This is a genomic window from Janthinobacterium lyxosi (assembly GCF_051380665.1).
Lineage (GTDB): Bacteria > Pseudomonadota > Gammaproteobacteria > Burkholderiales > Burkholderiaceae_D > Janthinobacterium.
In genome coordinates, this window is the sequence record NZ_JBNYXM010000006.1 from 79,595 (window position 1) to 93,517 (window position 13,923).

The window sequence follows — 13,923 nt, forward strand, 5'->3', positions numbered from 1 at the left end:
CCACCAGCATGATCACACGCAAGGCGTAAGGCCATCGCACCTCCCCACTTTGCTACACAGTAGCTGGCACATGCCGGCTGTCTGCGCTGCGCGCTTTCCGTGCGCCAGCCCGGCAACGGCCCCTTCCTCGTCCCGACCGTTCAATGTCATCAAATGCAGTTTACTTGCAATAGCGTTGCGTGCAAGCTATTATTGCAACTTGATTGCATCTACACCCTTGCGCTGCGCCTGCGTCCAGCGCCAGCACCACATTCCGCCTTTTTAGAGAGTCCTATGCGCCATCACGTATTCGCAGCTGCCATGCTGTCCACTGCCCCGCTCGCTTACGCGGCAGACGACGTCACCCTGCAGACCATTAAAGTCCGGGCAGACAAGCCTTCAAGCATCGACAGCGTCGTTCTGGTTGAGAATACGCAAGCCCAGAACAGAACGCTCGGCGGCATGCTCGAGCATGTCTCGGGCGTGCAAAGCAGCGCTTTCGGGCCGAATGCCGGTGCACCGGTGATACGCAGCCTGAGCGGAAGCCGGGTACAAATCCTGGAAGACGGCCAGTCCATCCTCGGCATGAATGCGCTCAGCGGCGACATCAACATCCCTTTCGATCCGCTCTTCGTGCGCAGCGTTACCGTGAACAAATCGTCGGATAGCGTGCGTTTCGGCGGCAATGCGATTGGCGGCAGCGTCGACGTCGATTCCGGCATCATTTCCAGGAAAATGGAGGCCAGGGAGAAAGACCTGGAACTGATCCTGCGCAAGGGCTTCAACGATGCCAACGCCCAGGGCTTGCGCATGAACTTCAACGACCAGAAGCGCTTCTCGACCAATCTGCAGATGTCATTCCAGAAGATCTCGCATTATGATATTCCGGGAAACAGCAAGGCAGGCGCTTGCAATAGCCAGCTATTCCCGTTGAAGGGCGGCGTGAATACCTTTTTGGCCGACAGTTGCCAGAAAGAAGCGAGAATTCAGCAGATCTACAACAAGGCTTCGCAGCCCTTTATCGACCAGTTCATGACAGAAAATCCGGACTGGGCGGACGGTGATTTTTCCTTCTATACCAATCAGCCGACGTCCGTCTGGCAGCGCAAGACCTACGTCAATCCGGCCAACGCCGCTTATGTGCCGGGCACGCCATCGATGATCCAGAAGAAGATCAACAAGGACGTGACTCCGGATTACCACGGCACCCTGGGCAACAGCTATGCCAGCAATTCCCACTTTGCCGTCGGCACCACCTACTTTTTCGATCGTGGCTACGTGGCCGCCAGCCTCGATACCAAGAATAGCGAATATGGCGTCCCGGGCTTTTCCATGGAAAACAAGTCTTTCGGCGCAAATCATGACGAAGGGCTGCCCGTCGGCGTGGTGATACAGCAGGATAAATATGCGCTGGAAGCCCATCTGCTCGACCCTGTTGCTTACCTTGAAAGCGCGCAATTGCGCGTGTCACGCTTGAACAATGCATCGGGAGAACGTCTGGGTACGGCCAAGGCGAATGACTACCGGTTTGACACCAATCAAGCCGAGCTTCTGATGGCGCACCGGCGCGCAGGCCCCTTGAGCGGCTTGCTTGGTTTGAGCCATAAGGCCAGGGATATCGCCGGTACCGGGTCGCAACTTTACCTTCCCGATGCGAACACGGTCAGCAACGCGCTGTTCGTCAAGGAGAGCCTCGACTTCGACTGGGCCTCCTTCGATGCCGGCTTTCGCCATGAAAAAGTGGACCACGCGATCCGCAAGAGCGGATTCAAGACGTCGAGGAATGCGAGTAATTCCAAACTCGAGGACAAGGCGTTCAGCCTGAACAGCTATAACCTGGGGGCCTCGGCCAAACTTGGCCGGCTTTTCGGTGCGAAGGTGCGCTATGCATCGTCGGAAAGAGCGCCCGATGTCAATGAGTTGTATGCGAGCAACCGCCACTATTCGATCATGACCCAGGAAGAAGGAGACCAGAACCTGAAGGCCGAGCGCGCGAGGAATACCGAACTCACCGCCCTGTTCGGCAATCGCGGCTTGAACCTGTCGGCAACCGCCTACGTCATGAAGTACGAAAACTATCTCTACCTTGGTCACTCGGGGATGCAGACGGCGAATCGGCTGCCATTAAAATATTGGAAGCAGACCGACACGACGGTCAAGGGATTCGAGATCGACGCCTCCCAAGTCTTTCAGCTGGGCAGCTACGGCAAGGTGAATATCTCCGCATTTGCCGACTTGGTCAAGAACAAGGCGGACAATCCTGACAAGCTGCGCGCGCACAACGACGGGGAATATCTGCCCAACATGCCCACCAACCGCTACGGCGCGAATCTGCTGTGGGAGAACAAAGGCTGGAAGGCCAGGGTATCGAGCACCTGGTACGACAAGCAGAAGTACCTGGGCAAAAGTGTCAGCGAGGAAGTGCCGCTCGATGGCTACACCATGGTGAACTTCCAGGTGAGCCGCGAACTCCAGGTGCCAAATTCGCCCTTTGCAGGCATCGAAGTGTTCATCAGCGGCACCAACCTCCTTGATGACGATGCCAGGCCGCACAATTCCCCACTGAAGTACATTGCGCCCTTGCCAGGCCGTGGCTTCCAGCTTGGATTGAGCGCCAGGCTGTAATGCGCGGTGGCAACGTGCCGTGACGGTCAGTTGCCACCCCGCTCCCTGCCCACCAGCGCCAGCAAGCTGTCGCCCCGGTTGCCGTCGCTGCAGACGGCCACGCCATCCGTGAAATCGGGCGCCGGCAGGCGCATCAGCACGCTGCCCGGCGGCATTTCCGGCACCAGCCGGGCGCCCCGTTCCCACGCTAGACTGGCACATGGTCGAGGGTCGACTCATCCTAGAATAGGCCATAGGTGCGAGCCCGCTCGCTTAAGGACTCCGGCATAGGTTTGATGCCGGGCATAGACGCAGTTTGGCCTGTGCACTTCGGCGCGCTCTCCTTTCGTGAAATCGTCTCGATTATAGATTGCGTTTGTACCGGTCTGCGGCTGGCGCTTATTTTTTCGCTGCCGGTGGGGTGCGAGCCACGTTTCGCCTCCCAAACCTTTACACCGCGCTATCCCAAGGCGCCGACAGCCGCACGGCGCAGTTGATGAGCCCCACCATCGAATACGTCTGCGGAAAGTTCCCCCACATTTCGCCCGTCACGGGATGCGTGTCTTCCGACAGCAAGCCCAGGTGGTTGCGCGCCAGCAGCATGGTCTCAAAAATTTTGCGCGCCTCGTCCTTCCTGCCGATGCGCGCCAGGGCGTCGATGCGCCAGAAGGTGCAGATGTTGAAGGCCGTTTCGGGTTTACCGAAGTCGTCGGGCGCTTCATAGCGGCGCATGTAGGGGCCGTCGCACAGCGACGCTTCCAGCGCGTCGACGGTGGCGATGAAACGCGGGTCCCTGGGGTCGATGAAGTTGACTTCCGCCATCAGCAAGACGGACGCATCGAGGTCGCGCCCGCCCAGGCTTTCGGCGAAGGCCTGGCGCTCCTCGCTCCACGCTTCGCGCAGCAGGCGTTCGCGGATCAGCACGGCGCGGCTGTTCCAGTGGTCGGCCCGGTCCGGCAAGCCCAGTTTATGCGCGACCTTGGCCAGGCGGTCGCAGGCGGCCCAGCTCATCAGCATGGACGAGGTGTGGACCCTGGCCCGCGTGCGCAGCTCCCACATGCCCGCGTCCGGCTCCGCGTGCAGGCGGAAGGCCTGGTCGCCGACGGCTTCCAGTGCGGCAAACTCGGCCTTGCCGGCCCGGTGGAACAAACGGTGGTCAAGGAAGGCCTGCGCTGCGCCTAATACAATATTGCCGTACACGTCGTGCTGGAAATGTTCCTGCGCCTGGTTGCCCACGCGCACGGGACCGTTGCCCCGGTAGCCGGGCAAGTGGTCAAGCTTGGATTCCGGCAACTGTTCTTCCAGGCCGATGCCGTACAGAGGCTGGATGTGGCCGCCCTTCGAACGGGCGACGATATTCGTCAGCCAGCGCAAATACTCTTCCATCGTGCCCACTTCGGACAGGCTGTTCAGGGCGCGCACGACAAAGAAGGCGTCGCGCAGCCAGCAATAGCGGTAGTCCCAGTTGCGGCTGCTACCGGGTGCTTCCGGGATGCTGGTGGTCATGGCGGCGATGATGGCGCCCGTGTCTTCATATAAAGACAGTTTCAGGGTGATGGCGGCGCGGATGACCACGTCCTGCCATTCCAGCGGCACGGCCAGCCGGCGCGTGTAGGTGCGCCAGTAATTGATGGTTTCCTTTTCGAAGATGCGCGCCGTCTCGTCGATGCCGCCGGCCAGGGTTTCATCGGGGCCCAGCAGGAAGTTGGCGGTGCCCCCCAGCACGAAATACGTTTCACTCAGTACATAGTTGAGCGATACATCCGTGTTCAGGCGCAAGGTCTGTTCCGGCCCCACATAGCGGATGTGGTGGCTGCCCTGCGTGATCTGCGGCGCCAGCCTGCCCCAGTCGTAACGGGGGCGCAGGCGCACGCGGATGCGCACAGCGTGGTCGAGCGGGCGCACGCGGCGGATCAGCATCAGCGGGCGGAACATGCGGTCGCGGCTGAGGAAACGGGGCGCGAAATCCGTGATTTCCACGCCGCGCCCTTCGGTGTCGTACAGGCGCGTGCGCAGTACGGCCGTGTTCGGCTCGTAGAATTGCTCGCTGCGCGCATAGTTTTCAATGTCGATGGCCCACACGCTACCGTTTTCCGTGTCGTCCAGCAAGCGGTTGAAGACGGGATCGCCATCGAAGCGGGGCAGGCACGACCAGACCACCTGCCCGGCCTGGTCGATCAGGGCGCTGAAGGCGCAATTGCCCACCACGCCGCAGTTGAGGCTAGCCTGGATGGGCGTGGCGGGCGCCGACGCGCTGGCCGCCGCGGTGGCGGAAGCGACCTGCGAGGCGGCGGCACCGCTGGGCGTGTCATACGCTTGTTCTTGGGAACTCGTCATCATCTACTCCTTCTGGGGATACGGAGGCGGCCAGCAGCGTGGCGCGCAAGGCGCCAGGGCTGGCCAGGCGCAGGGTGGCGGCGCTGGGGCCGCTGCCCACTTTCACGCCCTGCCCGCCAACTAATTGTACAAAGGCAAAGCCTGCCTCATCGGTGGTGTCGTCGCCCGCGAACACGGGGCGGCGGCCGGCGAATGGCGCCTCAAGCAGGAAGGCGGCGATGGCGCCGCCCTTGTCGGTGGCGGCCGACTTGGCTTCCAGGACCATTTTGCCATGCAACAGCAATACCCCGGGGCACGCTTGCACGGCCGTTGTCATTTCCTGCAAGCACAATTGTCCGAGTTCAGGCGCCAGGCGGTAATGCAGGGCCACGGCGCCCCGCTTCTGTTCCACCAGCAAGCCGGGGTGGACAGAGGCCAGCGCCCGGGCGCGCGCCAGCACGGGCGAGACGTCGGGCGTGGCCGCCACATGCAGCGCGCCATCAGCGCTGCGCCGCTCCACGCCATGCACGCCCGCCACGGGCAGCACCAGGGGCGCCAGCATGGCATCGATCTGCGCCACGGGACGCCCGGAAATGAGGGCCAGCGCGCCGCCGTGGCGCTCGGCCAGCAGCGCCAGCGCTTCGACCACGCCCGGTTCCAGGCGCACGCCGTCGGGCGTGGGCGCCAGGTCGACCAGGGTGCCGTCGAAGTCGAGGAAGACGGCGCTGCCGGAGGTACTCAGCAGCTGCAACAGGGCCGCGCTATCGTCAGGCATCTCCGTCATCAAATCCCCTTGCGCCGCTTGATGCGGCTGTGGGCGTCGATCTTGGTCATGACCTTGTCGCGCTGGCGCAAGCGGGCCGCGTCCAGCAGCATGCGCCCGGCCCAGCGGTAAACATTGAAATGTTTTACGCGTGCCCGCATGCTCTTCATGCGCTCGCGCTGTTCCACGGGCGGCATCACCAGGCCACGGTACAGGGCCTCGGCGCCCTGCTCGATATGGTAAGGATTGATGATCAGCGCTTCATGCAGTTCGCGCGCTGCACCCGTGAACTGACTTAGAACAAGTACACCCATCTCGTCGTCGCGCGCGGCAATGAATTCCTTGGCCACCAAGTTCATGCCGTCATGCAAGCTTGTCACCATGCACACTTCCGAGGCGCGGAAATAGCGCTGCAAATCGTCCTGACCATGGTGCTCCGCTTTCAGCAGGATGGGCACATAATCGCCGCTGCCGAAACGGCGGTTGATGCGCTCGACCATCTTGCGCACGCGCGCATCGAAGCTTTGATATTCATCGAGCGAAGCGCGGCTGGGGGCGGCGATTTGCACAAAGGTAAAATTGCCCACCATGCCGGGCTGCTGTTCCAGCATGCGCTCGACGGCCTGGAAGCGCTCGACGATGCCTTTCGTGTAATCGAGGCGGTCCACGCCGATGCCCAGCAAGTGGTCGGGCGCCACGCCCAGTTCGGCACGGATTTGCATGCGGCAGGCGGCCACGTCGGGCTGGTCGGGATTATCCTCGGGCCAGGCGATGGAAATCGGATAATCCTCCACCTGCGTCATCTCGCCGCCGTAGGAAATGGTCGACGCTTCCGGTTCGATGCGGGTTTCCAGGTAGCGGTCCACCGTTTCCAGGAAATTCTTGCGGTGGAACGGCGTGTGGAAGCCAAGAATCGTGCTGCCCAGCAAGCCGTCGAGGATTTCTTCGCGCCAAGGACAAATGCCGAACGATTCCGAGTTCGGCCAGGGAATATGCCAGAAGGTAATAATCGTCGCTTTCGGCAAAGCTTCGCGCACCATGCGCGGCAGCAAGGCGAAGTGGTAATCCTGCACCAGCACGACGGGATTGTCCGTCTTCGCCTCGGCGATCACAGCTTCGGCGAAGCGGCGGTTGACCTTCACGTACTGCTCCCAATCGGACGAGCGGAACACGGGGCGCACGTGGGCGATATGGCACAGCGGCCACATGCCTTCATTGGCAAAACCATAATAATAGCCCTGCTCTTCTTCTTCCGTCAGCCACACGCGGCGCAAGGTATAGCTGGGATGGTCGGGCGGCACGGGCACGTGGTCGAGCTTATCGACCGTTTCGCGGTCGGCGGAACCGGCGCCATGCGCGATCCACGTGCCGGAACAGGCGCGCATCACCGCCTCCACGGCCGTCACCAGGCCGCTGGCGGGGCGCTGCACCGTGATGCCTGCGTCCGTTTTGGTGTGGATATACGGTTCGCGGTTCGATACCACCAGCACCTGGTCGCCCTGCAAGTCCGCTTCCAGCAGGGCGCGCAGTTTGTCCGGCGTCCAGTCGGATGACCAGCCGTTATCTCCCTGGCGTTCCAGATGGTATTCCTGCAGCAATTCGCGCAAGTCGCCGATCAGCGGCTGCATTTCCGGCGGCGGCGCGGGCGCGGCGGCGGGCGCATCGGTGGCCTGGACGGCCGTGACGCTGCGCGGCAGCAACTCGCCCCGTAAAATATCCTTCACGGCCGACAGCCAGCCGCGCCAGCTCAGGTGGGCCACGAAGACGGTCATCAGGGAAATCAGCACGGCCAGCACGGCCAGGAAGGCAAAGATGAAACGCTTGGTATCGGTATTGCGGCGCTCGACAAAGCTCATGTCCTGCACCAGCACCAGGCGGCCCAGCTGGGACGCCTCCTGCATGACAGGCGTTTCGCTGATGTGGACTTGCCCTTGCGGCAATTGCGCCAGGGATTTGTACAGGCCGCCCGTGGGAGGCGTGCTCCAGCAGCCGATGGAAGCCGGATATTGCGTGGACTGGTAGACCAGGTGGCCCGCGTTGTCGCAAAAGCCGATGGCGATCAGGCGTTCATCGCGCGTGGCGCCCTGGAACAGTTCGCCGATGCGGGTGGCATCTTGCGCGGGCAGGTATTCGGTGAGTGAGGGCCGGAGGGTTCCAGCGAGCAATTCCGCTCGGCTGTCGAGGTCGCGCACATACCAGCGCAGGGTAATATTATCGAGCAGGGGTACCACAATATAAGCAAACAATCCCAGCACCAGGGCCAGCGGCAGGATGAAGCGCAAGGACATTCGGAGTGATCGTACTATCATCGTTTTCCTTTGCAGACATGAACAACCATTGCAAGTATGGCTATATTTCCATCACGGCGGCGCCCGTTTGCTTTGCGTAGTGAAACGTCAACCTGGCATGGCGCACCGCAGCAATTTCTGCCAGTATCCACCTTGAGGCAGGTCTTATCCGTTCGGCAACGCACGCCCCCGCGACGTCATCTACCCGTAAAATAACCGCTTCCGACATCCTTCACCCATTTCAAGGAGTTTTCGCCTATGGATCTCAGCACGTTTCACTCGCTGATGGGAGGCCCGCTGCGCTCGGCGCTGACCGTGCTCGTTTCCGCCCTGCTCGTCACCCTGGTCGCCATCGTCGTGCACCGGGCCGGCATCGGCTTGCTGAAAAAACTGGCCAATGGCCGTCCGTTCACCAGCAACGTCGCGCGCGTGGCCTTCCGCGCCAGCCAGCTGTGCATGATCGTCTTCGGCCTGCGCATGGTGCTGGCCGGCGCGCCGGACGACACGCCGGGTCTGGTCGCCATGTCGCATCTCACCAGCGTGGCGCTGATCATCGCGCTGACCTGGCTAGCCATGCAATGCATCGAGTCGCTCAGCATCACGATTTCCCAGATCAATCCCGTCGACGCGGCCGACAACCTGCGCGCGCGGCGCAGAATCACCCAGGCCCGCGTGCTGACGCGCAGCGCGCACGCCATCGTCGTCATCCTGGGCCTGTCCTTCGTGCTGCTGACCTTGCCCGGCGCGCGGCAGATCGGCGCCAGCCTGCTGGCTTCGGCCGGCGTGGCGGGCCTGGTGGCGGGTATCGCCGCCCGCCCCGTGCTGGGCAATTTCATTGCAGGGCTGCAAATTGCGTTCTCTCAACCCATCCGCATCGACGACGTCCTGATCGTCAATGGCGAATGGGGCACGGTGGAGGAAATCAAGGGCACGTATGTGGTCGTGCGCGTGTGGGATGAACGCCGTTTGATCGTGCCGCTGCAATGGTTCATCGAAAATCCGTTCGAGAACTGGACGCATACCTCCTCGGACATCCTGGGCACGGTCTTTCTGTGGCTGGACTTCAGCATCCCGATCGAGCCGCTGCGCGCAGAACTGACGCGCATCTGCGCGTCCGCCACACAATGGGATGGCCGGGTCTGCACCGTGCAAGCGACGGATTCGAATGAGCGGGCCGTGCGCGTGCGCTTTCTGATCAGTGCGATAGATTCGGGCACGGCCTTCGAGTTGCGCTGCCTCGTGCGCGAGCAGATGCTGGCCTTCATCACGGCCCACTACCCGCACGGCTTGCCCCGCTTGCGCTCCACGCACGACCCCATCGAAGTACGCGAGATGCAGGCGCAGAACGACAGCGTGTCGCTGTACAAGGTTTAAAACAAGGCTTAACAAACCCTGCAGCGCGCTGCCCTTGCCCGCACGCCGCTACAATGGGGCGCATGAGCACCACCGCCTGGTTCATCCTGATCGGCTGCCTGATGCTGGCGCGCGGCCTGGGCGCCGCCGGCATCGCGCGACTGCCATGGACCTCGGCCATGGCTTACCTGGGCGTGGGCTTGCTGCTGGGGCCCATGTTCCTCGGCCTGTTCTCATTCGACCTGCTGCAGCAGGCGCCCCTGCTGGAAACCCTGACGGAAATCGCCGTCCTCATCTCCCTGTTTTCCGCTGGCGTCAAGATGCCCGTGCCGTTCAGCCTAGCGCGCTGGCTGCCGTCGCTGCGCCTGGCCTGGCTGTCGATGGCCATCTCCGTGGCCCTGGTGGCGGCCTTCGCGTGCCTGGTGCTGGGCCTGCCGCTGGGCGCGGGCGTGCTGCTGGGCGCCATCCTCGCGCCCACCGACCCCGTGCTGGCCACCGACGTGCAGCTGCGCCATGCGGGCGACAGCGAACAATTGCGCTTCATCCTCACCAGCGAAGCGGGCATGAACGATGGCAGCGGCTTTCCTTTCGTCATGCTGGGCCTGGGCTTGCTGGGCCTGCATGAGCTGGGACCGCATGGCGCCACCTGGCTGTGGCGCGATTTATTCTGGGCCAGCGCAGCGGCCATCGCCCTAGGCGCGGCCTGCGGCGCGCTACTGGCCTGGCTGGGCTGGCAGGTGCGCGCCAAGGAACCAAAACATGCGATGCTGGACGACCTAGCGGCCCTGGGCTTGATCGCCTTCGTGTATGGCGTGGCCATGTGGCTGCACGCCTGGGGCTTTTTGGCTGTGTTCTTTGCCGGCGTGGCCTTGCGCCAGACGGAACTGCAGCTGGCCGGCGCGCCGCAAGACAGGCAAGGCTTGTTGCAGGCGGAGGAAACCCATGCCGTGTCCGCCACTAAACCGCACGCCAGCGAGGTAGCGCTGACCGTCAGCGGCGAGTCCCTCGTCTTCAAGGAACACCTGGAACGCCTGTCCGAACTGACCCTGGTGCTGTTGCTGGGCGGCACCGTCACGGCCGCCGCCTGGAGTTGGCAGGCGTGGAGCGTGGCGCTATTCCTGCTGCTGGTGGCGCGCCCGGCCAGCGTGATGCTCGGTTTGCTGGCCTCGGGCACCAGCGTGCGCCTGCAGGGACTGGCCGCCTGGTTCGGCGTGCGCGGCATCGGCTCCTTGTACTACCTCAGCTATGCCATCGCGCATGGCTTGCCGCACGGCCTGGCGCGCGAACTGGCCGACATCACCCTCGTCGTCGTCATTTTATCCATCGTCGCGCACGGCCTGACGGTCAAACCCCTGCTGGAACGCTACTGGCGCAAATAAGCGCCGGTTTGCCCCTTTGTCACTGCTGTAAAGCAATGTTTTGTCAATCGCCCCTATGGCGGGCGGAAATGTTGTTAAGATCATTAAAAACAGCAAAGAGAGAATCAATGAAACGACGAAGCGTGCTGGGACTGGGCGTCTCACTGGCCCTGCTGCAAACGGGCTGCGCCACCGATCCGGCCAGGCTGGCGTGGGAAACGGAATTTGACGGCTTCATGCGCGATGGCCTGGCCCGCACGGAAACGCCGGGCATGAGCGTGGCCGTGGTGCGCGGCGAGCAAACCATCTTTGCGCGCGGTTATGGCTGGGCCGACATCCAGGCCGGCAAGAAAGCCGATGCCAACACGGTATTTCATGTCGCCTCCGTCAGCAAGCTCGTCACTGCCACGGCCGTCATGATGCTGCTCGAACAGGGCGCCTTCCAGCTCGACGACAAGGTGGCGGCCTATCTGGACTTCCCGCTCATGCATCCGAAGTTTCCCGACGTGCCCATCACCTTTCGCCATTTGCTCAATCACACCTCGGGCATTTCCGATGCCGTGTACGACAAGACGACGGCGTTTGCCGTGCAGGGCGATCCGCGATTACCCCTGCGCGACTTCGTCAAGGGCTATCTGTCGCGCGGCGGCGCCTGGTATGACGCGGATGTGTCGTTTGCTGCCCGGCCCGGCACGGAATGGCGCTACAGCAATGTGGGCATCGCCCTGCTCGGTTATCTGGTGGGCCGTTTGAACCCCGATGGCCTCGACGCCTACGCGCACGAGCACCTGTTCGAACCGCTGGACATGAACAGCACGGCCTGGAACCTGGCCGGCTTGCCCCGGCGCGCCGTCGTCGCCCAGCCGTATGCGCACAAGGAGCCGGGCCTGCAAGCGCTGCCGCCCGTCGGCTATCCCGACTGGCCTGCCGGCCTGCTGCGCAGCTCGGCGCATGACTTTTCCCGTTTCCTGGCCATCTTCAGCAATGGCGGCCGGGTCGATGGTCACCGCTACCTGCAAGATGCCACCTTGCAATTGTTTTTTGCCCCGCAAACGGCCGCCGTCGTGCCTGCCGATGCGTCCGTGCGCCAGGCCCTGGTCTGGCTGCTGCGCGACGTCGACGGCAAGCCGCTGGCCACGCACAGCGGCGGCGACCCGGGCGCCGCATCCGTCGTCTGCGTCGACCGCGCCAGCAGGACAGCCGTGCTGGCCTTCGCCAACGTCAGCGCCGACAAGGAGTTTCGTTCATTCCAGAAAGAAGTCGTGCTGCGCCTGCTGGCCCATGGGGGCAGCGGCGTGCCGGCGGCAAAAAAAGGCTAGGCGCCGAACCAGCCGCGCAGCTTGTCGGCGGCGCGTTCCTTGACCTCGGCCGTGATGTAGGTGGCGACCGTGGCGACGGCCGCCGCCAGCACGGCCAGGTCATCCGCATAGCCGACCACGGGCGTGATGTCGGGAATCGCATCGATGGGCGAAATGAAATAGCCGAGTGCGCCGTAAATGGCCGTCTTGGCCCACAGCGGGGTATTCGGCTGCTGCGCCGCGTAGTACAGCCACAAGGCTTTTTCGATGACTTCGCGTCCCGCCGTCCTGGCGAACTTGACGACCTTGTCCCAGAAGCTGTCTTCCGTGTATTTCTTTTCATACTGCTTGTCGGTCTGGGGGGCGTGGTCTTCTTCCAGATTCTTTTTTCTGCCAAACATCTGCTGCTCCTGTCTGCCGCGCACGGCGTTACGAATGCGCACCTTAGCATAACGGCGCGCCGGGTGCGCGGCGTGCAAGGTAAGCTATCGTCATGGAAATATCTGCCACCACCACGGCCCGCGCCGCCGGCCTGCGCTACACGGGCGACCACCAGAAGGGCATCGCTCGCCTGGGCAAGCCCGGCAAGTTCCGCTACCGCGACGCGGATAGCCAGCTCCTGCGCGATGCCGCCACCTTGATGCGCATCAAGGCGCTGGCCATTCCGCCCGCCTGGACAGACGTGTGGATCTGCCCGCGCGCCAACGGCCACCTGCAGGCGACGGGACGCGATGCGCGGGGCCGCAAGCAATATCGCTACCATGCGCGCTGGCGCCAGGTGCGCGACGAAGTGAAATATGAGCGCATGCTCAGCTTTGGCAACGCCCTGCCCGCCATCCGCGCCGCCGTCGCGCGCGGCATGCAGCTGCCGGGCTTGCCGCGTGAAAAAGTGCTGGCCACCATCGTGCACCTGCTGGAATTGACGATGATGCGCATCGGCAACGAGGAATACGCGCGCACGAATAAATCGTTCGGCCTGACCACCCTGCGCACGCGCCATGTGCAGGTCGACGGCAGCGCCGTAGCCTTCCACTTCAAGGGCAAGAGCGGCGTGCGCCACGATATCCGCCTGAGCGACCGGCGCCTGGCCAGGGTGCTGCAACGCATGCGCGAACTGCCGGGGCAGGAACTGTTTCAATATGTCGACGACGATGGCGAGCGCCACGGCGTCGATTCCGGCGACGTCAACGATTACCTGCGCGAAGTGACGGGCGAAGAGTACACGGCCAAGGATTTCCGCACCTGGTCCGGCACCTTGCTGGCCGCGCTGGCCCTGCAGGCGTTCGAGCAAGTCGATTCCGAGGCGCAAGCGAAGAAAAACATCGTGCAGGCGATCGAGTCGGTGGCAAAAAAGCTGGGCAATACGCCGACGATCTGCCGCAAGTGCTATGTGCACCCGGCCGTGCTGGAGTCGTATCTGGATGGCAGTTTATTGGAAGGCATGCGCGCGCGGGCGCGGCAGCAGTTGCAAGAGGACTTGCCGTCGCTGGCGCCGGAAGAAGCGGCCGTACTGGCCTTGCTGCAGCAGCGGCTGCAAGGGGCCGCTCAGATCAAGCCTGGCGCCCAGGCTGGCAATGTGCCGACAATGTGAGGGCATCGCTACTGCAGACCGGCAAGGCGCCGTGGCCAGCTTCGCGCGCCACTGGCGCTGGCGCGGCGTCGCCCGTCTGCGCATCGCCCGTATTCATCAAGGTGGCCGCCAGGGTCGAGAAGGTGAACAGGCAGATCAGCAGAAACGGCTTGTTCAAATGGCTGGGCTTGGCTAGCTTGGGCATCGCATACTCCGTCGGACTGGTTGGCTGTTGCAGCATGAACACGATCATCGCGTGTTTCCGCAAGGCATACAATCAGACAGTTTCGACAAGATGGGTAGGACAGCGCTGACAGCGCTCATCCCTAAAGACCCGTGTCGGGAGATTTGACACCGGCGCCGGCCCGTATCAGCCAAGTCCTTGTTTTTGCAG

General features: G+C 62.9%; 11 protein-coding genes. 5 read left to right on the plus strand and 6 right to left on the minus strand.

Annotated elements, in window-relative coordinates; genetic code table 11:
• The first annotated feature begins 300 nt into the window (after positions 1–300).
• Positions 301–2,604, plus strand: a complete 2,304-nt coding sequence (locus ACQ4WP_RS07840; RefSeq protein WP_436519445.1) for a TonB-dependent receptor — start codon at positions 301–303, stop codon at positions 2,602–2,604.
• Between the two features lie 26 nt (positions 2,605–2,630).
• Here the strand turns inward: ACQ4WP_RS07840 and ACQ4WP_RS07845 are convergent, their stop codons facing one another.
• The 4 genes from ACQ4WP_RS07845 to ACQ4WP_RS07860 all read right to left on the minus strand — a co-directional run bounded on the left by ACQ4WP_RS07845 (position 2,631) and on the right by ACQ4WP_RS07860 (position 7,950).
• Positions 2,631–2,759 (minus strand): hypothetical protein, encoded by a 129-nt coding sequence (locus ACQ4WP_RS07845; RefSeq protein WP_436519446.1) that lies wholly within the window; start codon positions 2,757–2,759, stop codon positions 2,631–2,633.
• Positions 2,760–3,033: 274 nt separating this feature from the next.
• A complete protein-coding gene (locus tag ACQ4WP_RS07850; protein ID WP_436519447.1) occupies positions 3,034–4,920 on the minus strand; it encodes a glycoside hydrolase family 15 protein in 1,887 nt (628 codons plus the stop codon).
• A complete protein-coding gene (otsB, locus tag ACQ4WP_RS07855) occupies positions 4,892–5,683 on the minus strand; it encodes a trehalose-phosphatase (protein ID WP_436519448.1) in 792 nt (263 codons plus the stop codon). Before otsB ends, ACQ4WP_RS07850 begins: the two co-directional genes overlap by 29 nt.
• Positions 5,683–7,950 (minus strand): alpha,alpha-trehalose-phosphate synthase (UDP-forming), encoded by a 2,268-nt coding sequence (locus ACQ4WP_RS07860; RefSeq protein ID WP_436519449.1) that lies wholly within the window; start codon positions 7,948–7,950, stop codon positions 5,683–5,685. Before ACQ4WP_RS07860 ends, otsB begins: the two co-directional genes overlap by 1 nt.
• A gap of 258 nt (positions 7,951–8,208) precedes the next feature.
• Between ACQ4WP_RS07860 and ACQ4WP_RS07865 the strand changes: the two genes are divergently transcribed.
• The 3 genes from ACQ4WP_RS07865 (at position 8,209) to ACQ4WP_RS07875 (ending at position 11,980) form a co-directional block, all read left to right on the plus strand.
• The gene (locus ACQ4WP_RS07865) at positions 8,209–9,324 is read left to right on the plus strand and encodes a mechanosensitive ion channel family protein (RefSeq protein ID WP_436519450.1); all 1,116 of its coding nucleotides are present in this window, start codon (positions 8,209–8,211) and stop codon (positions 9,322–9,324) included.
• 62 nt (positions 9,325–9,386) lie between these two features.
• Complete coding sequence (locus ACQ4WP_RS07870) at positions 9,387–10,682, plus strand: cation:proton antiporter (protein WP_436519451.1); 1,296 nt, start codon at positions 9,387–9,389, stop codon at positions 10,680–10,682.
• Between the two features lie 107 nt (positions 10,683–10,789).
• Positions 10,790–11,980, plus strand: a complete 1,191-nt coding sequence (locus ACQ4WP_RS07875) for a serine hydrolase domain-containing protein (RefSeq protein WP_436519452.1) — start codon at positions 10,790–10,792, stop codon at positions 11,978–11,980.
• Here the strand turns inward: ACQ4WP_RS07875 and ACQ4WP_RS07880 are convergent.
• Positions 11,977–12,360, minus strand: coding sequence for a YkvA family protein (locus ACQ4WP_RS07880; RefSeq protein WP_436519453.1), 384 nt, complete (start codon positions 12,358–12,360; stop codon positions 11,977–11,979). The two genes, ACQ4WP_RS07875 and ACQ4WP_RS07880, sit on opposite strands and share 4 nt — an antisense overlap.
• A 92-nt stretch (positions 12,361–12,452) precedes the next feature.
• Between ACQ4WP_RS07880 and ACQ4WP_RS07885 the strand changes: the two genes are divergently transcribed.
• A complete protein-coding gene (locus ACQ4WP_RS07885; RefSeq protein WP_436519454.1) occupies positions 12,453–13,550 on the plus strand; it encodes a DNA topoisomerase IB in 1,098 nt (365 codons plus the stop codon).
• Here ACQ4WP_RS07885 and ACQ4WP_RS07890 read toward each other — a convergent pair.
• Positions 13,510–13,734, minus strand: a complete 225-nt coding sequence (locus ACQ4WP_RS07890) for a hypothetical protein (protein ID WP_436519455.1) — start codon at positions 13,732–13,734, stop codon at positions 13,510–13,512. The genes ACQ4WP_RS07885 and ACQ4WP_RS07890 overlap by 41 nt on opposite strands.
• Positions 13,735–13,923: the final 189 nt, after the last annotated feature.

Excerpts from the sequence above, each read along its gene's own strand:
- ACQ4WP_RS07860 (WP_436519449.1), bottom strand. The coding sequence starts at position 7,950 with ATGTCCTTGCGCTTCATCCTGCCGCTGGCCCTGGTGCTGGGATTGTTT.
- ACQ4WP_RS07850 (WP_436519447.1), bottom strand. The coding sequence starts at position 4,920 with ATGACGAGTTCCCAAGAACAAGCGTATGACACGCCCAGCGGTGCCGCC.
- ACQ4WP_RS07845 (WP_436519446.1), bottom strand. The coding sequence starts at position 2,759 with ATGCCGCCGGGCAGCGTGCTGATGCGCCTGCCGGCGCCCGATTTCACG.
- ACQ4WP_RS07875 (WP_436519452.1), top strand. The coding sequence starts at position 10,790 with ATGAAACGACGAAGCGTGCTGGGACTGGGCGTCTCACTGGCCCTGCTG.
- ACQ4WP_RS07870 (WP_436519451.1), top strand. The coding sequence starts at position 9,387 with ATGAGCACCACCGCCTGGTTCATCCTGATCGGCTGCCTGATGCTGGCG.
- ACQ4WP_RS07865 (WP_436519450.1), top strand. The coding sequence starts at position 8,209 with ATGGATCTCAGCACGTTTCACTCGCTGATGGGAGGCCCGCTGCGCTCG.
- ACQ4WP_RS07840 (WP_436519445.1), top strand. The coding sequence starts at position 301 with ATGCTGTCCACTGCCCCGCTCGCTTACGCGGCAGACGACGTCACCCTG.
- ACQ4WP_RS07890 (WP_436519455.1), bottom strand. The coding sequence starts at position 13,734 with ATGCCCAAGCTAGCCAAGCCCAGCCATTTGAACAAGCCGTTTCTGCTG.
- ACQ4WP_RS07880 (WP_436519453.1), bottom strand. The coding sequence starts at position 12,360 with ATGTTTGGCAGAAAAAAGAATCTGGAAGAAGACCACGCCCCCCAGACC.
- otsB (WP_436519448.1), bottom strand. The coding sequence starts at position 5,683 with ATGACGGAGATGCCTGACGATAGCGCGGCCCTGTTGCAGCTGCTGAGT.
- ACQ4WP_RS07885 (WP_436519454.1), top strand. The coding sequence starts at position 12,453 with ATGGAAATATCTGCCACCACCACGGCCCGCGCCGCCGGCCTGCGCTAC.